A 19,009-nucleotide genomic window follows, 5' to 3' on the forward strand; every position below is an offset into this window, starting at 1 on the left:
CTGCGCCCTGGCGCCTGTTGTTGTTCTAGAACCTATCTCAAAATTGGTACAAGCATTCTTACATTGTCATGCCCGCGCAGGCGGGCATCCAGAAAACCCGCAAAACACTGGATTCCGGCCTGCGCCGGAATGACGAGAAAATGGCCGCCGCAGGATTTTCCATTTTTGAGATAGGTTCTAATAAAATGTGATTCTCGATGAGACGCTTTGCTGTCCCATTTCTGTATAGCTATGGTCCAGATCGAACTCAAAGCGCGGATCGACAGTACGAACCTGTACCTGCAAGCGGTCAATACTGGTTTCGATCAGGAAATCACCGAAAATGGAGTCGCTTACATTCACAGCAGTTACGCTGTCATAATAGGTGACAGCATCCGCGGAACTGGCATCATAATTCAGCGTGTAGCCCAGGCCGCCCGCGGTTATGTCAAGCGCGGTATTTACTTTGTTGAATAAGAGGTAATAAATCCCTTCCAGCTCCACCACCAGGTTCCGGTTGTTATCGACATAGAATTCTGCATAGGTGGGCACCGGAAGATCCGGAACGTCAGGGCCAGCTTTCAGGTTCCTGTATGAACCTGCATCAAATCTTACTATCAATCGATCGCCAGCAGCCTCAACGCCCACACATTGAATGCTACCGGCATCGAAATCCGGCGTTATCAGGCCAAAATCATCCCCCCAGAGCGCGCCATCCAGTCTGCGGCCGTCAATGACAGGCGTCATACCCCAGTAGTGACCATCCACAGCACCATCATCACAATCAATCTCGACATGAAGATTGTGGTTGGCGTGTGCAGTGGCGATGTAATTGTTGCCTACCTGAACCTTCTCAAAGCCGGTTTGAACTGGAGGATCGACCGGGGGGATGTAAGCGCACCTGAAGGATTGCCGCTCGCTTCTGTCTATCGTCGTATTCCATCCGTTCATGGCAAATATACCGGTAGCCCCTAAATCCGGATCAAATACACTGCCTCCTCTTGCAATAACTGGGTAGCCGTAGCCACCTGCATCAAGCAACCCCTTCCCAAGGCCACCATAATTTCCCGAGTTCAAACTGGTGTAATCCCCCATCGGCCCGAATTGCGCTTTTGCATTCCTGGCGGCTGCAGTGGTTCCACCCTTCAAGGCATGCGCCATGGCGTGGGAGAGATCCGTTACCTGCGAGAAGAATGCTTCAACCCCAAAATCGGCATCGGGATTGGTATCCCTTACCCATTCCTCTGCATTCCCGGAAAAATCCCATATGACCGCACCGTTTGACAGGGCATGGGTTCGTTTCCGTATGTTCCAGCCCCCTGGGCAACTGTCATCCGCTCCCGGATTCAATGCTTGCCCGGTGCCAACACAGCCCGCACTGTCGTCAGTTGCGGCAGCCAGGGTTTGATTCAGCAGTTGTTCGGAATGCCCCTGGTTGATTTGATTGGCGTCCGTACCGATCGATCCGCTCGATGTTCCTCCGATAACATTTTCCGCCCAGTTCGTGTTCACCATTTCTATATTGCGGGCAATGGTCTGCCATTGGTCGTTTGAGATTAAGTCATAACCGGCACCCAACGACTGACAGGCCTCCAAGGCGCCGGCAGGGCCTGCATTTGCGGCGTCTCCTCGGCTGATATAAGTCCATGGCTGTCCCTGGGCCAGACTTATCGCCTTGAAACTGGACTGGTTGACACCGCCATACTGCGCGCTCCAGTCATGCAGCGCGTTGTTGTCTGCATTGCCATCCAGCTCCAGCACACCGTTGTACAGCAACTTGGCTTCGTATTTCATGACGCAAAAATCTGTGCCGCCATAAGCATGGTCATGCACGACCGGAATATAGCCGATAGGGCAAGTGAGGCTGACGATTGCAGTAGCGCCCCCGGCAAAACCTGCGTCGGCACCAGCCCCATTGGACGCGCTACCGGCGGATATAGCGATTGCGACGGTTCCATCGCCGACACAATGGCTGACGCTCACGATGGGTGAAGCGGTATCACCATTGGTGATGGCGACCGGAGCATCACAGACGACACTTCCGGTCGTAATAATCATTACCTTGTCTTGAGTTAAATGAATACTGTCGGCGCCGGCATAAGTGACAGTAAAGACAAAAGTCGTGTTTTGGTCCCCGGTCGCGACAGCGGGAGCACCGACACTGACCATTGGAACCGCAGGATCCTCAACAGCAGCGATCACTGAATCAACCGCGGGGGGACGTGGGGATGCCTTTTCAACAAACTCGGCATTACAGGCTATCAGCAGCTGGCAAATGGAACAGCTGAGTGAGAACCGTAGAATTCGGTTGATTTTCGTATGGTCCATAATCCACCTCAATCGAACAAGTCAGGAATCCCTGTCTCGACTTGTGGACATACCGGAATACTGCCGACGGACTCTAGCGATCTGAACGGCTTTGGTGGCGTAGCCCCCCTGGCTATGCCTGCATCACAATTCTATGTGTCGACGTGATTGCTGATTGGTGAAGACATCACATGTACGGCAATCGATCCTTACTGATGCTGCGTACTGAGACCTGGTGAATACTGTGGTCTGAATCCCGTTAGCGGAATGCGCGACTGATTCACAGCGCATTCCAGATGCAGGTCACAAAACGGTCGTCCCAGACTCAGCGCAACGCAACGCAATCACGTAAGCAAATAACGGACCAAAAATGAATTTACTTTAGCCACAGGGAGTTGTGAGTTTCCTGGGAGTTGCTGCCGCAGCATGGAATGTTGCTACCTGGCGACAGACATGCGCTGTATCTTCGTTAACCAACTGGTATGACTCGTATGACGCCCGTCGTGAAACGGAAACACCTACCTGTCATTTCCTGTCAACAAATCAGTAAAAACGCAGTAAAGCCCGACAGTGATACGGTGTCAGCGCGCATCTTCAGCTCGTATCGAGGAGCAAATGTGCTTTCACACCTGTTGTTCTAAAATCATTCCCGTGAGGAAGATTTCGCTGCTGCCGGTACTCGCATTCTGCCTTGCACAGCTGCTGGCGGGACTTCCGCTCGCCGGGGCGGCGATATCACCGCCTGCGTTATCGGGCAGGTCACCGCAGCAACACCCCGAACCCGCACCAGGCATGCTCCTCGTTGCAAGGCGCGGATTTACGAGCCCTTTCTTCTATCACACCGTGATATTCCTGTTGCACCACGACGCGGAATCGAGCTTCGGCGTGATCATCAACCAGCCACGCAGGAAGCGCTTATCCGAGGTTGTGGATGGCGTGGAGGGCTCCTGGCTGCAGGACCTGCCCGTGTATCACGGCGGGCCAGTGGATGCCTATAAGATGTTGATCCTGTTGCGCACATCCAAACCGCCACTCCTGACCGAACCGGTAACGGACGACCTTCATTTCTCCAGCTACCCGCTACTGCTGCACGATCTGGCCCTGCGGAAGGAAGCGGGGATCACCCTGCGCTGCTATTCCGGGCTTGCCAGTTGGTCGCCCGGCCAGCTCGAGGACGAGCTCAGGAAGGGTTACTGGCATCTCATGCAGGCGGAACCAGGGATAGTATTCCAGGAGGGAACGGAGAACCTGTGGGAAACACTGATCGACCGGCTAGAAACAGTAGTTCCCATCAAGATCGAATGACTGGCTTGGCAGGTGTCAGAGCACGTTTCCTGCTGATATTAGAGAAGAATGCACCCTGACTCCTGTTGCGTTTCGCCCGATGACTACGGCTGCGAATAGGCCCGCCATAGCTGCAGGTGAAATGCACCGAGTCCGCACACGAACAGCGCAAACATCGCCATTGCGCCGAGTACGGGCACGAGCTGGAGCAGCAGGATGACTGCCAGGGCAATGGCGAACGAGACCGCGCGCAGACCCTTGCCGGCGGCATCAGCCCTGCCCGCCAGCCGCAACCCGGCATCGCCCAGGAAGATCACTCCGCTCAGGAAACCGAGCAACAGCGATATCAGGTAGCCGGCAAGCAGCGGCAGCGCCACCAGCGCTCCGATCACGGTAATGAACAGCAGCAGGATGATAAAGGGCGCGGCGAAGAGTACGGCCACACCGACACCCACCGCCTTGAGCGGCGTACGCCGCAGCACATCGATTCCCCCCAGGCTGAATACCGGGAACATCAGGTTGTAAGCGATCGCCGCCACCAACACGGTGAAAAGGATTACGACGCCCGCGCCCTTCCCTTCCGGTTCCTTGTACGGTAACGGTTTTGAAATCGTATCGCCCGCAATGCGGGCGCCGTCGGCGATAACCGGCTTGCTGTTGCTGCGGTAGACCAGGTCCCCTTCGATCACGGCGCCATCCAGGATCCGGATGTCCTCGGCCATGATCTCCACGTCCTTGCCGACCTTGCCGGAAACGATCACGCTCTGCCCGGCCACCTTGAGCTCACCTGAGACATTGCCGGCCATGTTGACCTCTCGTCCCGCCAGCCATGCCCAGCCGCCGATGGTTGCGGCAGGCGCAATGTCGATGGTCTCTCCCGCCGCCACCACGTGGCCTGCAACCGACCCCGACAGCGTGACGGCGCGCCCTGCGGCACGGATATCATCCCCTACCTGCGCACGAATCGCGACGGTCTCACCCGCCGCAAGGATATCGCCCCCAACCGCCTGGTCGATGCTGACGAACTGCCCGGCCGCGACCACGTCGCCCTGGGCCGCGGCCATCACCTCCACGCGGCGGCCGGCCACATAGAGGTCATCCTCGATGGTGCCGCGCTTGATCACCACCTCGCCCGCCTCCTGCGCAAGCAGCAACGGACCCGCCGTTACCATGCATAGCAGGACAACAACCTTCCAGAGCAACCGGCGAGTGATCTTCACGCTCTCTCCTCGTACATAACTCCATCGCGGGATGTTACAGGTGACGGACTGACTTCAGACAAGGCATACCTGAGCATACAAATAAGTCGTCACAGCACATTTTCCGTTCATATTAGAGAAAATGCGTTGTGACACCCATCGTTCCTGCAGTCAGACAGATGATCAGGGAAACGCGGCCTGCCCCCTATTGTTCCAGCGCAACCGTAACGGACCGGGGCGGCCCCTCCTCCATGGACCAGACTCCCAGTTCGACGTCGTGCCCGACGTTGTGCTGCAGCAAGGCGCTCATCGCGGCGCTGTCCGTCACGGCTTCCCCGTTGAGCCTGAACACGAGGTCACCGGGCCGGATACCGGCGGCAAAAGCGGGACTGTCCGGGACGACGGTCTGAATGATGACGGCGTGTTCTGTTTTCTGCGCCAGCTCAAGCGCCTTGCGCGCCTCTTCCGGCAACTGGTCGGTAAAATAGGCGCCGAACACGAATTGCCGTGGCCGCGCCCAGAGCGTCGCCAGGTAGTAGGGCGGGCTGAAGTAATTCAGCACCACGCTGGCGCCGTACTTGTCTGCAAGCGCCTGCGCCCCGGAGTCGCCGAATGACTGCAGCTGCGGACTGATCATGTTGGAATAGCCGATCATGACATAGCCATTGCGGTACATGTCACGTTCGGCCGCTGCCATGGCCGCGTAACTGTCCAGCCTGCGGTACTCGGGATCGCCCTTGCTGGCCTGGAAGCCCCCGCTGGTCACATCATGCAATGGCGTGTACGCCCAGTTGTAATGGAGTGACTGGTACGATGCACAACCTGTCCACAACGCAGCCAACAGCAGCACGCAGACTCGCTTTGCAGTGATCATGCCATCCCCGCGTCAGACCGGTTCATTAGTCATAGCCGGCATCGGGCTGGGGTACGCCTACTTGGGCACTTTCGAATCAAGACGCCGGTACTCCGAGCGTGCCCAGCCATGACTGAATCTCGTCTGACTGAAAAACAGTTCTCCCACCTCCCTGGCCTGATCCGGTGACGGACTGTAGCCGATGCCATCGACTGGAACCGTCGGTGTTTTGCCGGAAACCGGCATCTGTGGCGTCTGGTCGAGCGCCTCGAGCTCTGCCTGGCGGCGCCCGGATGCCGCGCTCTCCTGTGCCGCACGCTGCGACAGGTAGTAGGCATCCAGCTCGGTCTGCATGGCCATGCGCTGGTTCTGGATATCGGCCTGTGCCTGTACCATCCCCGAGTACGAAGTGACGACACCCTGGGCGGCATTGACAGCCCGGTTCGCCGCGGCCAGGCGCCGCGCGAGGTCGACCGGTGGTTGCGTGGCCCAGGGGGCGATGCTGTACCAGGTCTCCGGCAGCGTGCCGGCAGGCTCGCCGGCCATGACGCCGTGCACAAGCGTAATAGTGGATAACAGGAAAACAGCGACCTGTTTCATAGCCCACCCCCTGACACTGCAGGATAGTCCACAATCAGGGAACAGTAAATCAATGGGGTCAGACTCGATTGATTTTTCGCCACTGCCGGAAGCGAGCGGACTTTCTGTCCCCGCCCCGCAATTTTGGCGCCGCCTGACGCATGAGAAGGTCCTCGATTTCCACCCTGAACCGGTCATCGCCCAGAACCCATGCCTTGTTGGTCGCCTCACGAATGGCAGCTATGGCAACCGCCTCCAGGGCATCCCCGAACAGCCGGCGGTAGGCCCGACACCGCTGCTCCGCTGATTCAGCCAGTTGCAGGTAGAGAGGATGCGGGGTGACCAACACGTCCGGCTCACCCAGTGCGTTGCAGCGATGGCTCGACCAGCGATACGCCTCCGGCCGGTCGACCATGCCGGCCCGTAACGGATTCGATTCGATATAGCGGTAACAGGTCAAAAGATACGGCTCCGTGTCCAGCAAGGCCGCCTTGTAACGGCCTTCCCATAACGTGCCGCTACGACGATAGCGGTAATTGAAATACTGCACATACCGGCGACCCAGCGACTGCATGACCCTGCCGATCCCCGCCTTGCAATCAGGCGTCATCAACAGGTGCACATGGTTGGTCATCAGGACATAGGCATGGACATGACAGGCAAACTGCTCGCATGCATCCCTCAACGTGTCCAGATAAAACCGGCAGTCCGCCGCATCGGCAAATAGGACATGCCGGTTGTTCCCGCGCTGGATCACATGCTGGGGATGTCCAGGCAGATGAAAACGCGGCTGACGCGCCACGGCGCACCTCCTGCACCCGCAAACGACGGGCTACAGCAAGCACGCTAACGTAAGCGGCAAGGAAAATCAGTCAGACGCTGGCCATTTGACGAATCAATCGAGTCTGACCCCATTGATCCTGCACCAGCAAGCAGCACTGCAGCATTTTAGTGCGATCGGTCCATCTGCATATTCAGGGCTGCACTAAAACGATACGTTCCCTGATCCAATAAGTTAGCTTGCTTTCGAATGCGCGAATTCTAAAATGTCCACTCTCTAACAGCAGAACAGGATCGGGCCATGCCCCCACACAGCGTCGAAAATGCATGCATTCACATCAGTGGCAACAGCGGTTATTCAAGGCACGGTGACACTATCTCACTCTATGCCGAGCGTATCGATAACCTGAATAACTCCGGCATTACCAGTGGCAACCTCGCCTTGCAACTCTGGGGATGCCAGGGTCCCTATAACGGTGGCGCCCTGACAGGATGGAAACTGGCCGAGCTGAACCTGGGTACACTGCAAGCGAATCACTTTATCGCACCAGTCCGGTCTGACGTGCCTGCCAACTTTCCTGAACACGGTGATTATGCGATCGCGCTGGTAATAGCAGAGTGGGATGGAGAAGATTTTAACCTTATCCATGATTTTCAGAACTATGCCAATCGCGATGTCTTCCTGCATCCATGCCTTGAAGGCCGGGTGAGTTACCGTGTTACTGCCGACGGTCACCTCGCCGTCGAGGTTGAGCGGATCCACAACCCGCGAGAACCGGAAAATGTGAGCGGCACCCTGTCACTCGAGTTGTGGGCGCTGTCCGAGCCATATCATGGGGGAGTATTTTCCGGTCATGCAGTGGCCGGGATTACCCTTGAGACCCTCCAAGGGGGCACAAGCTGGTCTAACTGCGCGCATAAGCTTGCAATTGCGCCGCCACCGCCTGGCACCTACGCACTGGTACTGATGTTAAGGGAGTGGACCGGCAACGGCTACGTTACACGCGACTATTTCAACTTCAACGGTCGAGAGACGTTTCCACTCGCCATTTCACCCCGCCCTTCAGGTGTAGCCGCGCGCACGAATAGCGTGCCCGAGGTGGCTCGGAAACCCGCATCATCGCAAAAAGCGGTAACTACAGTATCCATCACCGGGAGCAAGCCGCCGTCACAGGCAGGTGCGGAACGGACAGCGACGACACGGAAAGCAGAAGACAGTATGGTAGCTGTGCGAATTGCTGAGCTTATGGGTTATGCCAGGCGGGTATTGGAGAAAATAAGACAGCAGCTATCGTCTTAATCAATGGGGTCAGACTCGATTGATTAGACGTGATATTGACGAATCAATCGAGTCTGACCCCATTGATTCGCAGGTAAAAATAACCGGCAGCAACCAGGCCCGACAGGACGATGACAGCTATCACTTTTCTTGCTACGCGCCTGAACTCGACAGCCGCCGCCGCCTTGAACCGGGCATTGAGCGCGGAGTCCCGGGCAAGTAACCGCTCGACGTGTTCCTTTTGCGTCCTTCAGGCCAAGCCCCGTGTCCTCACGGACATATTTTATCGCGTCGATGAGCCGCCCTCTTTCCAGTGCAAAGAGGGCGAGCGACGAAACCTCGGGAGTAACCGATTTGCTCCAGAACCCGTCACACCTGAACTTTGCCCTGGATTTCTCAGGTAGCCGTCGATCGCGTCCTTCGCCTCTTTCAGCCCGAGCCCGGTCTGCTCCCGGACAACCTTGACCGCCTCGACGATCTCACCACGCCGGGCATGCTCCAGCGCCTGTTCAGGGATGTTTGCTGTGCCCGGCTTCAACAATGTGTTCTCCTAAAAGGGTTCGGATACATATTACACAATCAACAACCAATAGGGTCAGACTCCTTTGATCTGACGCTGCTTTGACGAATCAATCGAGTCTGACCCTATTGAATTTTGTTCTTTCAGGTCTTGAAGCGAAACCGTGGCAGGCAGATGTTGTAGCGGATCGCCAGCAGTCGCGCCATGAAGATGCCAACCCCGGCGACAATCGCCGCAGGCGTGATATCCATGCCGAAGTAAATCAGCGCAATAAAGATCAGGGAGCCGCCCCAGGACACCGTTGCGTACAGCGGACTGAGGAAGACGACCGGAGGCTCGCCGCATAACACATCGCGGAAGATGCCACCCATGATACCCGTCATCACGCCCATGAAACTGGCGATCAGCGGGGGAGCACCCACCATCAGCGATACCAGAGTGCCAGCGATAGCGAAGGTTGCCAGGCCGGCCGCATCGGCGACCAGGAAGAGTTTTGGCGGTACGGTCAGCAGCCGCGCGGTAATGAACATGGCGATGGCACTGCCGAGCGAGACGACGAAAAACATCTGGTCGCGGATCCAGAACACATCGCGATCAAGCAGCATATCGCGCAGCGACCCGCCACCCAGCCCGGTCGCAATGGCGATAATGATGACACCGAACAGGTCGAATTGCATGAAGCCGGCCTTGAGCACACCGGAGGCCGACGAGACAACTACCGCGAGCAGCGTTATCCAGTACAGGGTTTCCAGCATGGCCGGTGTGGGGACGAGCGTCATGGCGGGATTTAGTATACTCCGCCCTAAATCAGAAAGGGGGCGGATCCATTTTATAGAATTTGTATCCGACCCCATTTATTTCAGGACTTCCTCACAAATTCTGACTTCAATTTCATTGCACCAAATCCGTCGATCTTGCAGTCGATATTGTGATCCCCCTCGACCAGGCGGATATTCCTGACCTTCGTCCCGACCTTGAGCACCGAGGATGCTCCCTTGACCTTGAGATCCTTGACGACGGTGACCGTGTCACCATCCTGCAGCTCGTTGCCATTGGCATCACGAACGACAGGTCCGTCGTCTGCGCTTTCCACCAACGCATCCTTTGGCCATTCGTGCGCGCACTCCGGGCAAACGAACAAAGGCCCGTCCTCATAGGTGTACACAGATCCACACTGCGGACACTTCGGCAACTCACTCATACATAAGAAATGGGTCGGATACAATTCATAGGATTTGTATCCGACCCCGCTCTAGTTGACACCTATTGTTCCGCACATGCGATGCAAAGCGTGGAATACGGCACGGCCTCCAAACGACCCGCCGCAATCTCCTCGCCGCAACGCACACAGGAGCCGTAGCTGCCTCCCTCGATGCGTGCGAGCGCGGCATCGATCAGGCCCACCTGCACCCGGGCCTCATCGTCCAGCGCCGCCAGGACCGAGTCGTTCTCTCGCTGGGTGGCCTGTTCGGCAAAGTCCTTCTCGACTGCCTGCTCCCGGTGATGCAGATCGCCGTCCAGCGCCGCGATGCGCCGCGTATAGCCATCGCGCAACGCCAGCAGCTTCTGCCTTGCCTGTTCGGTATCCACCATGATCAGCCCTCACTGACGATCATCTGATAGAGATCGTCCTTGTGCTGCAGCCGCCTGAGCTTGAGCCCCTCCAGGTATTCATCGGAAGGCGTCTCGACACCCTCCTCAATTCGGCGGATCTCGTGGTCGAGGTCGTGGTACTCATTAAACAGGCGAGCAAAATGCTCATCGCTCAGCTTCAGCACATGAATGCGTTCGCGGTGTTCCGGAAATTCGTGGAGCAGATCGTGTTTTTCACCCAGCATGCGGTTTCCTTTTGATAGCCATAACAGAGATAACTACTTAATTTCATACACCTGCAAACGAGGAGAAGTCTTGATGCAGCGCAACAAAATGCGCATCCTGCCCCAATAATCGATGGCAATAATCGATGGGGTCAGACTCGATTGATCTGACACATCCTTGACGAATCAATCGAGTCTGACCCTATTGATTCTGGCATCATCTTCACGCATGAACCCCTGGACGCTACTCGACACCGCCCCCGTGCCCGGCAAGGACGGCACATTGCAGCTGTACCGGCGCAATGACGAGTTCTCGATCAAGCTCTCCGGTGGTGGTGAGCTGATGAACAGCCGTGTACATGGCTCCGAGGATGCGCTCGCGGAACAGACCTGCGCCAGACTGGCGGACCGTGCAGGCGCACGCGTACTGATCGGGGGGCTGGGCATGGGATTCACACTGGCTGCGGCATTGCGCCAGCTGGGTGACCAGGCACAGGTCAGGGTGGCCGAGCTGGTACCGGGCGTGATCGAGTGGAACCGTGGCGAACTCGGCGCCTGCGCCGGTCATCCACTGCGCGATCCCCGCGTCACCATCCTGGGCTGTGACGTGGCCAGAGTGCTGCGCGAGGCAGAAAAGGACTACGATGCCATTCTGCTGGATGTCGACAACGGCCCCGAGGGACTGACCCGCAAGGAGAATGACTGGCTTTACCACATGGACGGGCTGACTGCTGCCTGTGCGGCACTGCGCCCGCAGGGTGTACTGGCGGTGTGGTCAGCCGGGCCGGATACAGACTTTACGCAGCGACTGCGCAAGGCCGGGTTTGCGGTGGAGGAAGTCCGCGTAGCCGCACATGGCAGGAAGGGAGCCCGGCATGTGATCTGGCTTGCCAGTGCCTGAAGGTCCACGAACAATACAGGTTAAGCGCATGCTGAAGATGTAAACAGAAGCTCACCCCAAGGGACGGCCGCGCGCTAAAGACAGCCCCGAATATTAGAGAAAATGTGCTCTGACACCCATTATTTCATTTATCTGCCGATCTCAATCATCACTTCGTTGCGCCGCAGGAACGGCAAGGTCCAGGGCGGATTATAAAACGCATAAATCTGTTCGGAGACAGGCTGGAGTCCATTTTCCCGAATGAACGCCCCCAGCTCTTTGGTCTGCTTTTCAAGCTTCTCTTGCCTTGGAAGCCCGGTAAAACGGATAACCGCAAATCGCTTTCCATCGACCTGTTTAAGGAGAACGTCCGCGTTGTTTGGCTTGGGTAGAGTTTCCAGCGTATAGCTTGAGGGCATAACAAAGCGCACCAGCCAGACCCCATCGCTGCCTTGCTGGGTAACAGGAGCCGTCATGGCGATCATTTCTCCCGGCTCCTGAAGCACAGGCGCGGTCATTGCCACCTTCTGAGACGAGATATTATTGCCGAAAATATAATCCGCTATCATCCGAAAGCCATCCCTGATAGCTGCCGCACGGTCACCGGACACGGTGACTTCGGCAACGATCATTGGTGCATAGTCGCGGATTTCGACGGCTCCATGCCGCTCAATGACATCGTATTTCGCTTGCTCGACGTTACTCACGATTGGCCCCCACGCTACGGCAGCGACCGCCGCAAGCACCACTATTCCTGCCAATAACCATATGATCCGCGTTTTACTCATTGTTATATTAAAACATGGGTTAGAGGGCAATTTTAGAAGTTGGGGGTAGGCGAGGCCTGCTTGATTCTTCGTATGTTATCAAGGAACAACAGGGTCAGACTCCTTTGATTTGACGTTACATTGACGAATCAATAGAGTCTGACCCCATTGATTCCATTGATTCATTACGTCGTAAAATGTATCCGACCCCTTTTATTGCGGATTCCATCGCTTCCATTTTCCTCTCCTCCTGAATTTGTGATTATTTTTTGACCGGTACAAATACAGATAATATTTTCTGCTTGGTATTTATCCGGTCAGCATACACACACGACTCTCCGCAGCTACCAGCCGGGAAAATACGTAGTATCCGCCCGCATCTGCGACTGTAATTTTTATTCTCTGCAAGAATATCGCCTGTTTTCTTTTCGTAATACCAATATCTTGATTGAGATATGCTTAAGATATTCGAGTATGGCTTCCAACCGGTCCGCTCTTTTCCATAATCAGTGAGCACGTCAAGATTTAGCGTCCCATCCACCCTATTTAGCGACGGAATAATTTTAGATTCTGTGAATTTGATAAATCTTGGATCTCCATCCTCATCCCAGTACTCATCGGGTAACTCAACTGTGCGGTATACCTTGAATCCACCCTGTGTACTGCATAAATATTTTAGGTATATCCTTCCCGCAATCTCATCAGCCAATGGCAAAAAGAGCAGGACAAGAAATGCAATCAACCCAGTTAGAAATCTACTACCTCGCCTGGATGACCGCTTTGGTATCGCGAAAGCTATCAGTAGAGCTATCGGCACCCAAAGAAGGAGTAATAATGGCCCCGCCAATACATACAAACCCAGTAACTCATTCATGTGTATGATCCACGATGCTTGTAAAAGTGCTTATACTTTTACGGGAAATCCGACTAAAATAAAATTACCGGGTTGAAAAGGGGTCGGATACATTTTCTGACTGTGTTACCCGGAATCTACCGACAGCCATCCAAACCTCATGACGTCATTGTGATAACTCCTGTATCCGGAGTTGACACATGCCACGTCCCAGGCGCCTGAATATTCCGGACATCCCCCAGCACATAACCCAGCGCGGAAATAACTAATCAATGGGGTCAGACTCCTTTGATTTGACGTTACATTGACGAATCAATCGAGTCTGACCCCATTGATCGCGCTATGGGAAGGGCGCTTCAAATCATCACCGGTCGACACCAACCCAAAAAAGGGGCCGGATACATTTAATAGAGATTGTATCCAACCCCTTTTTGTTTTGAAGGAAGATCGAAAAATCCCTATCGATCAGGCTAGGACAAGGACAACGCGACAGGCCAAGAAAAACCGAAAAATAATACCAACTGGAAATATGCTTCCGACCCCTTTTATTGCCAGTATAAAGGAGACGGAAGGATTAAATTTCAGCGCAGTAAATTTAAATTCACCTTTTTATAAATTTATATACTCCGCCCCCTTTTATTCCGCTATTGATTCCCAGTGATTCCCAGTAAATTCATATTCTCCGTTCCCTTTGTTCCTTGTGTAAGCCAGGGCGATTCATTCCGACCCCTAGCTTCCTGGCGCATCAAGAACGGAGAAACACTCAGACACTGGTCATTTGACGAACCAATCGAGTCTGACCCCATTGCTTATTGATAATGCCCCATAAATTTTAAAAAACGCTCCCACCCACCGAAGGATTTAACAGCCAAATTGAACTCGTCTGCATCCCATACACCCATTTCAAATATGGATGGCGGCCTATTGAGTTCGGTCTTTCTAGCTAAATACTCTTCCATCAGAAGACCCACCGAAAGTTTTTCATCGCCCAATAATTGCGCATGTTTCTTTACTAAATTTTTTTGCTTAGGTTTCTTTGTGATTGGCTTTGGCTCACCGAGCCGCTCAAGGAACGCACGATAACCACCAAATCTCTTATGCCAAATTCGCTGGCCATACTTGCCGTAATTTCCGAGTTCGACAAGTGTAGGCACCCGCCCCAGTTTATCTTTTACTGCAAAATACGAATCTACAAGCTGGGAATCGCGAATTGCCATGACTTTTGATATATAAAATCTTTTTCTAATTATTTTATTACATTCAGAGTCAAGCGACTTGATCTCTTCCTTTGAAAGAAGCTTTCGCAGGGGAGGACCTTCAGAAACGTAGTACTCACTAATTTTTGATTGATATTCAGGATGAAGCAAACAGAATACCCTGTCTTCATACATCCACTCTCGTGTAGTCTCTTCTAGAAATGGCTCGATAGTAGATTTATTTGCCTTCGCAAATCTCATAGTTTCTCTCAAGCAAGAAGCAGATGCTAAAAACCTTGCTGCCGCTAGGCGGCCAGATATATGTATTTCTTGTATAACAACAGTTTTATCCGGGTATAGACCACTTTTTATAATCAATAATCAATGGGGTCAGACTCCTTTGATCTGACGCACCCTTGACGAATCAATCGTGTCTGACCCCATTGATTTCCATAATCAGCATATTCCAGATAGTGTGCGATACTCCCGATTCAACTCACCGTACTCTTTAGCTACTAGTTCTTCAAAACCCTTTGGATACCCATTATCTGTAATTTCATCTGAAGGTTCATTCAGGTGAGTCCACATATTGTGCAAACAATTTCCGTGTGATTCATGATCTAAGAATGCATCAATAATCTCGTTTAGATCCGGCGTTTCAGCATAGTACCTTTTCTGATTAAGAAGCCTTACTACATCAGAATTGATGCGCATAAAGTATTGGGTATGAAAAAAATCCCATATTTTGCTGTGCTCAATACCATTTCTTGTCCTTGAAAATTGGCTTGTGTCCACATGAAGCAAGCCATCTTCGCCTTCCTTGGTTGGTAACTTTTGGCGCGCGATGTCAAAGATTTCTTGTGAATATCTTAGGTAACCCAACAAAGGGCCGTAAAACTCATCAATTTGATTTTTCCTATACTGCGCCATATTGTTCTTGGCTGTTTCTTCTGATGCTCTCTTCCAGCCCAGATAGGTCACGATGGCCGTGAAAAATCCACCGATCAACGCACCGATCAAGCCGTCCATCAACATAGTCCTCGCGAATGAATCATGGAGTCAGACTCCTTTGATGAGACGTGAAATTGACTAATCAATCGAGTCTGACCCTAGTGATTTCTCTCACCGTACATTTTCCCAAATATAACCAGAAAATATGCTCTGACACCTATTGTTGGTCTTTTCTTCATTTTGATTTCTTCTTAGTCTTCTCCACCCCAGAGATATAATTCCTCGTATATGTATCCAACAGGTGATTCAACATTCTGTCAGGTGCATCGTGCTTTTGAGGACTTCTTAATTTTGACAAAACACTACACAGGTGCTTTCCTGACAGCTTTACAATCAACACACCATGGCGATTGTACATCTCTAGCATCCAATCAAGTTCTTTTCCTTTTCTCAAATTTACATCATTATCTCGCGTGATAATGAAGCCTATTCTCCCGTAATCTCCAGTCAGATACGAGAGCATTTGTCTATACTCGTCACCACTCAACCCCTGATAGTTTTTCACTTCAAAAATTACCTGCCGCGCACCATAATCCTCTTGAATACGGCGCCAAGCAGGTGATTCGCTAAGATTCGTAGCAACAACATCGCGACGTTGAGTAGCTTCTTTATTTGGATGTAATTCAATGTTGCGCAACACACCGGCAAAAATTATCTTGACAGCCTTGTGGCACCATTCTTCAAAATCTCTAAACCCATCTTTACCTTCGGGAATAAGAGCCAGATTTGATATTAACTGACCTATACTTTTAATCCTCTGCTCCGGTGTTTCAGATGCAATTTCTATATCGTATTCATCATAAATATCTTCCGCCTCGTCGGGATCTAAACTATTGCGCGTTGCATTTAAGGCCATCCAATAACAAGGATGTATCAATATGCGCCCGGTATCCTCAAATTCTTTGCTAGGATCCCTGCCATCGTGACAAAAATACAAAGTTTGATGTTGCATCATCAAAAACGCCAATTAAGCCTACTCGATACAAATCCCTCAAGACATCGATGGGGCTTTGCATGATTGCTAGCTGCTGCTGAATTTTTTGATCATATGTGTCTTGATTCAATATTTCTCGGAACAACGAAGAGGCCTCCGAGACTTGCATTTCCGGATTCTTGTTCGATAGCGCAGAAACAAATAGCGACAACCCTGGAAATATTGCTGAATATTCTTTTTCTAGGTCATCTAATCTGTTTTTTGAAATACCCTTCGCAGTTGCCTCTATATCGTCTCCGATGATCTGCTCCCTTTCCTGCTTTCCAGCAACGCGAAATGCTTCGTTTAAAAGAATTAGTAGATCACGAGGTCTATACAACGTAAGTCTAAGACAAGTTCTGAATCCTTCTCTTCCTTTCAAATCTCTAGCCGCACAGCTATCCCATATGCGGACTGTATTCTCTTGATCAAGACCAAATGCAACCTTCAATCTATTTGCAACCAAATTGAATAGCCCATACTCATCCCAATGCAGTCGAAGAGTTTGTCCTTCGATATTTCTCGAAAAATCTGGATCAGATTTCGAAACAGCACGAAAAATATTATCTCGAAGGAATACCAAAGTGCGAATATTTTGAAATTTTGTATTCACATCAATAACCGCGTGCACTAATCCATCGATCAAGCCTATACCAGTCTCATCCGGCTCGTATCCCTCATCTAATCGATCAATGAGCACATACAGACGAAAATTAGTTGCATCAAGCACCGATTGAATGGCTTCCTCAACCTCCCCAATCTCAAGATTTCTAGCCAAATCGCTTATACGCTCTTCTGGCGATACTGAAGCATTAACAACTTTACGAAGCTTTTCTTTAAGTTTTGAGCAAAACCCATATCGGTCATTTTTCCAATCAACAAGGTGTTTATCCAGAACCTGAGAACCATCAGCGTTTTGGTATTTATATCGCCGCGATAGAGCTTCCGCGGCTTCTATAAGCAATGCATATCGCCAAGCGATCCGCGAACCAGCCCGAACCAATTTAAATTCTTCGCCAAAAAGCTTGATTAGTGGCCGAATACCAATGATTTGATCTTCATTAGCAGCCAAATTGAGAACTAAAGTCTTTTGCGCCTTCTTCCAATGCGTATCTAATCTAGATGCAAGCGCACTCTTACCAGTGCCACGGCGCCCAACCACAACAGTGCGATCTGCGGACTCGATTAGAGTTCGATAGTCTGGAGTTTCATAGAAAGCAATCTTGAGCATCTCACCATCTGCTTCAGCACGAACATCCCCAAGTATGTTTGCTCTTAAAGCCATCCCTGCACTCCCTCAGATCGAAGCGTGTTTAGTAAAACCTCAATACATGACAATATTTAGTTACAACACGGAAATCATAATTTCCACAATGCAAGAAAAATCAAATAACCAAAATTGCATCAAAAAACCGCCGCCCCCAACTCATGCACCGCAGTCAGCATCTCCGCATCATCCGTCAACGCCTCCGCAATACAACTCCGACACGCAACAACAGGATTCACCCCCGTCGTAATCAGCTTCGCCGCATGCACCAGCAGGCGCGTGCTCGCGCCCTCCTCCAGCCCGCTGCCTTTCAGGTTGCGCGTCATCTGCGCGAACTTGATGAGCTGCTCGGCGGTGTCCTGCCCGATGCCGGTCTCGTTGACCAGGATCTTCGCCTCCAGCTGCGGTGAGGGGTAGTCGAACTCCAGCGCCACGAAGCGCTGGCGGGTGGACTGCTTGAGGTCCTTGAGCACGCTCTGGTAGCCGGGGTTGTAGGAGATGGCCAGGCAGAACTCGGGGCCGGCCTCGATCACCTCGCCGAGTTTTTCCATGGGCAGCACGCGGCGGTCGTCGGCAAGCGGGTGGATGACCACGGTGGTGTCCTTGCGTGCCTCGACGATCTCGTCGAGGTAGCAGATCGCGCCCGAGCGCACGGCGCGGGCCAGCGGCCCGTCCACCCACACGGTCTCGCCGCCGGTGACCAGGTAACGCCCGACCAGGTCGGAGGCGGTCAGGTCGTCGTGGCAGGACACGGTGATCAGCGGGCGCTTCAGGCGCCAGGCCATGTGCTCCATGAAGCGTGTCTTGCCGCAGCCGGTCGGGCCCTTGAGCAGGACGGGGAGCTGGTTCTTGTAGGCGGCGTCGAAGACGGTGATCTCGTCGCCGACCGGCTCGTAGTAGGGTTCCTGCTCGACGAAATATTCTTCGGGTTTGAGGGTACGGACGGTCACTTTGACTCCTCGGGTTTGTTGCTAGCAGCTGTCTGGATGGTGCCACATTCCGCCGGACCGGAACACATTCGAGCACGCCATGAACGCGTTAACTTCATGATTTTGAATTTCTTGCCGGTTTCGCCCCGCCGGGGCGAGGTACTTTTCTTTGCTCCGCCAAAGAAAAGTACCCAAAAGAAAGGCGGCCCCGGAGGCTTGCCTGGATCGTCATCTGCGATGACGATCCACGTTCCCTGCGCTTCTCGCCGGTTCGGGCGCTCGCCGAACTCGCAGCATTTGCTGCGCTTTCGCTAGCAAATCCAGCTCGACATGGCGGCTCGCTCGATCCCGAACCGGCTGCGATGCTCGGCTGCGCCTGACGGGCATAAATCGCCATAATATTGACGATCTGATTTGCCCTGTGTCCTCGGCGCCCACTGTGGCGGTTTATCTTGGCACCTTCGCGCCCTGGCGCGAGCCGGATCTACCCGGCCTATACCTTATATATTGTTTCTATTTCTGCATCGCAAAATTCG

20 protein-coding genes are annotated in these 19,009 nt (G+C 53.0%); 4 read left to right on the forward strand and 16 right to left on the reverse strand.

Annotation, left to right across the window (positions count from 1 at the left end):
- The first annotated feature begins 68 nt into the window (after positions 1–68).
- Positions 69–191 carry a hypothetical protein gene (locus R3F42_08925; protein ID MEZ5542154.1) on the forward strand — a complete coding sequence of 41 codons (123 nt, stop codon included), beginning with the start codon at positions 69–71 and terminating at the stop codon, positions 189–191.
- Here the strand turns inward: R3F42_08925 and R3F42_08930 are convergent.
- Entirely contained in the window at positions 178–2,307 is a 2,130-nt protein-coding gene (locus R3F42_08930) for a hypothetical protein (GenBank protein MEZ5542155.1), read from the reverse strand. The genes R3F42_08925 and R3F42_08930 overlap by 14 nt on opposite strands.
- Before the next feature lie 771 nt (positions 2,308–3,078).
- Between R3F42_08930 and R3F42_08935 the strand changes: the two genes are divergently transcribed.
- Positions 3,079–3,591 carry a YqgE/AlgH family protein gene (locus R3F42_08935; GenBank protein MEZ5542156.1) on the forward strand — a complete coding sequence of 171 codons (513 nt, stop codon included), beginning with the start codon at positions 3,079–3,081 and terminating at the stop codon, positions 3,589–3,591.
- Between the two features lie 83 nt (positions 3,592–3,674).
- On the opposite strand, the gene R3F42_08940 is transcribed toward R3F42_08935, so the two are convergent.
- The 4 genes from R3F42_08940 to R3F42_08955 all read right to left on the reverse strand — a co-directional run bounded on the left by R3F42_08940 (position 3,675) and on the right by R3F42_08955 (position 7,003).
- A complete protein-coding gene (locus tag R3F42_08940) occupies positions 3,675–4,790 on the reverse strand; it encodes a hypothetical protein (GenBank protein MEZ5542157.1) in 1,116 nt (371 codons plus the stop codon).
- A gap of 184 nt (positions 4,791–4,974) precedes the next feature.
- Positions 4,975–5,643 carry a PDZ domain-containing protein gene (locus R3F42_08945; GenBank protein MEZ5542158.1) on the reverse strand — a complete coding sequence of 223 codons (669 nt, stop codon included), beginning with the start codon at positions 5,641–5,643 and terminating at the stop codon, positions 4,975–4,977.
- A 57-nt stretch (positions 5,644–5,700) separates the two neighbouring features.
- Positions 5,701–6,222 (reverse strand): hypothetical protein, encoded by a 522-nt coding sequence (locus tag R3F42_08950; GenBank protein MEZ5542159.1) that lies wholly within the window; start codon positions 6,220–6,222, stop codon positions 5,701–5,703.
- A gap of 58 nt (positions 6,223–6,280) precedes the next feature.
- Complete coding sequence (locus R3F42_08955) at positions 6,281–7,003, reverse strand: transposase (GenBank protein ID MEZ5542160.1); 723 nt, start codon at positions 7,001–7,003, stop codon at positions 6,281–6,283.
- A gap of 279 nt (positions 7,004–7,282) precedes the next feature.
- Here R3F42_08955 and R3F42_08960 point away from each other — a divergent pair, with 279 nt between their 5' ends.
- On the forward strand, positions 7,283–8,281 hold the full coding sequence (locus R3F42_08960) for a hypothetical protein (GenBank protein ID MEZ5542161.1): 999 nt from the start codon (positions 7,283–7,285) through the stop codon (positions 8,279–8,281).
- A gap of 642 nt (positions 8,282–8,923) precedes the next feature.
- On the opposite strand, the gene R3F42_08965 is transcribed toward R3F42_08960, so the two are convergent.
- The 4 genes from R3F42_08965 to R3F42_08980 all read right to left on the reverse strand — a co-directional run bounded on the left by R3F42_08965 (position 8,924) and on the right by R3F42_08980 (position 10,618).
- The gene (locus tag R3F42_08965; protein MEZ5542162.1) at positions 8,924–9,559 is read right to left on the reverse strand and encodes a trimeric intracellular cation channel family protein; all 636 of its coding nucleotides are present in this window, start codon (positions 9,557–9,559) and stop codon (positions 8,924–8,926) included.
- A gap of 80 nt (positions 9,560–9,639) precedes the next feature.
- Positions 9,640–9,981: a zinc ribbon domain-containing protein YjdM gene (locus R3F42_08970; GenBank protein MEZ5542163.1), complete on the reverse strand. Its 342-nt coding sequence runs from the start codon at positions 9,979–9,981 to the stop codon at positions 9,640–9,642.
- Positions 9,982–10,043: 62 nt separating this feature from the next.
- Positions 10,044–10,373: a TraR/DksA family transcriptional regulator gene (locus tag R3F42_08975; protein MEZ5542164.1), complete on the reverse strand. Its 330-nt coding sequence runs from the start codon at positions 10,371–10,373 to the stop codon at positions 10,044–10,046.
- 2 nt (positions 10,374–10,375) lie between these two features.
- Positions 10,376–10,618 (reverse strand): DUF465 domain-containing protein, encoded by a 243-nt coding sequence (locus R3F42_08980; GenBank protein MEZ5542165.1) that lies wholly within the window; start codon positions 10,616–10,618, stop codon positions 10,376–10,378.
- 208 nt (positions 10,619–10,826) lie between these two features.
- On the opposite strand from R3F42_08980, the gene R3F42_08985 reads away from it, so the two are divergent.
- On the forward strand, positions 10,827–11,498 hold the full coding sequence (locus R3F42_08985) for a hypothetical protein (protein MEZ5542166.1): 672 nt from the start codon (positions 10,827–10,829) through the stop codon (positions 11,496–11,498).
- Positions 11,499–11,626: 128 nt separating this feature from the next.
- On the opposite strand, the gene R3F42_08990 is transcribed toward R3F42_08985, so the two are convergent.
- The 7 genes from R3F42_08990 to R3F42_09020 all read right to left on the reverse strand — a co-directional run bounded on the left by R3F42_08990 (position 11,627) and on the right by R3F42_09020 (position 18,494).
- The gene (locus tag R3F42_08990; GenBank protein MEZ5542167.1) at positions 11,627–12,184 is read right to left on the reverse strand and encodes a heme-binding protein; all 558 of its coding nucleotides are present in this window, start codon (positions 12,182–12,184) and stop codon (positions 11,627–11,629) included.
- A gap of 322 nt (positions 12,185–12,506) precedes the next feature.
- A complete protein-coding gene (locus R3F42_08995) occupies positions 12,507–13,118 on the reverse strand; it encodes a hypothetical protein (protein MEZ5542168.1) in 612 nt (203 codons plus the stop codon).
- A gap of 788 nt (positions 13,119–13,906) precedes the next feature.
- Positions 13,907–14,554, reverse strand: a complete 648-nt coding sequence (locus R3F42_09000) for a hypothetical protein (GenBank protein ID MEZ5542169.1) — start codon at positions 14,552–14,554, stop codon at positions 13,907–13,909.
- 195 nt (positions 14,555–14,749) lie between these two features.
- Positions 14,750–15,322 (reverse strand): hypothetical protein, encoded by a 573-nt coding sequence (locus R3F42_09005; GenBank protein MEZ5542170.1) that lies wholly within the window; start codon positions 15,320–15,322, stop codon positions 14,750–14,752.
- A gap of 157 nt (positions 15,323–15,479) precedes the next feature.
- Complete coding sequence (locus R3F42_09010; GenBank protein ID MEZ5542171.1) at positions 15,480–16,259, reverse strand: hypothetical protein; 780 nt, start codon at positions 16,257–16,259, stop codon at positions 15,480–15,482.
- Complete coding sequence (locus R3F42_09015) at positions 16,210–17,562, reverse strand: hypothetical protein (GenBank protein ID MEZ5542172.1); 1,353 nt, start codon at positions 17,560–17,562, stop codon at positions 16,210–16,212. Before R3F42_09015 ends, R3F42_09010 begins: the two co-directional genes overlap by 50 nt.
- A gap of 119 nt (positions 17,563–17,681) precedes the next feature.
- Entirely contained in the window at positions 17,682–18,494 is an 813-nt protein-coding gene (locus tag R3F42_09020; protein ID MEZ5542173.1) for a CbbQ/NirQ/NorQ/GpvN family protein, read from the reverse strand.
- Positions 18,495–19,009 lie beyond the last annotated feature (515 nt).

The organism is Pseudomonadota bacterium, assembly GCA_041395565.1.
Taxonomy (GTDB): domain Bacteria; phylum Pseudomonadota; class Gammaproteobacteria; order UBA9214; family UBA9214; genus UBA9214.

What these genes read in the sequence shown, in the direction of transcription:
- R3F42_08960 (MEZ5542161.1), top strand. Translation starts at nt 7,283, where the DNA reads ATGCCCCCACACAGCGTCGAAAATGCATGCATTCACATCAGTGGCAAC.
- R3F42_08965 (MEZ5542162.1), bottom strand. Translation starts at nt 9,559, where the DNA reads ATGACGCTCGTCCCCACACCGGCCATGCTGGAAACCCTGTACTGGATA.
- R3F42_08970 (MEZ5542163.1), bottom strand. Translation starts at nt 9,981, where the DNA reads ATGAGTGAGTTGCCGAAGTGTCCGCAGTGTGGATCTGTGTACACCTAT.
- R3F42_09015 (MEZ5542172.1), bottom strand. Translation starts at nt 17,562, where the DNA reads ATGGCTTTAAGAGCAAACATACTTGGGGATGTTCGTGCTGAAGCAGAT.
- R3F42_09005 (MEZ5542170.1), bottom strand. Translation starts at nt 15,322, where the DNA reads ATGGACGGCTTGATCGGTGCGTTGATCGGTGGATTTTTCACGGCCATC.
- R3F42_08995 (MEZ5542168.1), bottom strand. Translation starts at nt 13,118, where the DNA reads ATGAATGAGTTACTGGGTTTGTATGTATTGGCGGGGCCATTATTACTC.
- R3F42_08975 (MEZ5542164.1), bottom strand. Translation starts at nt 10,373, where the DNA reads ATGGTGGATACCGAACAGGCAAGGCAGAAGCTGCTGGCGTTGCGCGAT.
- R3F42_08945 (MEZ5542158.1), bottom strand. Translation starts at nt 5,643, where the DNA reads ATGATCACTGCAAAGCGAGTCTGCGTGCTGCTGTTGGCTGCGTTGTGG.
- R3F42_08950 (MEZ5542159.1), bottom strand. Translation starts at nt 6,222, where the DNA reads ATGAAACAGGTCGCTGTTTTCCTGTTATCCACTATTACGCTTGTGCAC.
- R3F42_09010 (MEZ5542171.1), bottom strand. Translation starts at nt 16,259, where the DNA reads ATGATGCAACATCAAACTTTGTATTTTTGTCACGATGGCAGGGATCCT.
- R3F42_08935 (MEZ5542156.1), top strand. Translation starts at nt 3,079, where the DNA reads ATGCTCCTCGTTGCAAGGCGCGGATTTACGAGCCCTTTCTTCTATCAC.
- R3F42_08930 (MEZ5542155.1), bottom strand. Translation starts at nt 2,307, where the DNA reads ATGGACCATACGAAAATCAACCGAATTCTACGGTTCTCACTCAGCTGT.
- R3F42_08980 (MEZ5542165.1), bottom strand. Translation starts at nt 10,618, where the DNA reads ATGCTGGGTGAAAAACACGATCTGCTCCACGAATTTCCGGAACACCGC.
- R3F42_08925 (MEZ5542154.1), top strand. Translation starts at nt 69, where the DNA reads ATGCCCGCGCAGGCGGGCATCCAGAAAACCCGCAAAACACTGGATTCC.
- R3F42_09000 (MEZ5542169.1), bottom strand. Translation starts at nt 14,554, where the DNA reads ATGAGATTTGCGAAGGCAAATAAATCTACTATCGAGCCATTTCTAGAA.
- R3F42_08985 (MEZ5542166.1), top strand. Translation starts at nt 10,827, where the DNA reads ATGAACCCCTGGACGCTACTCGACACCGCCCCCGTGCCCGGCAAGGAC.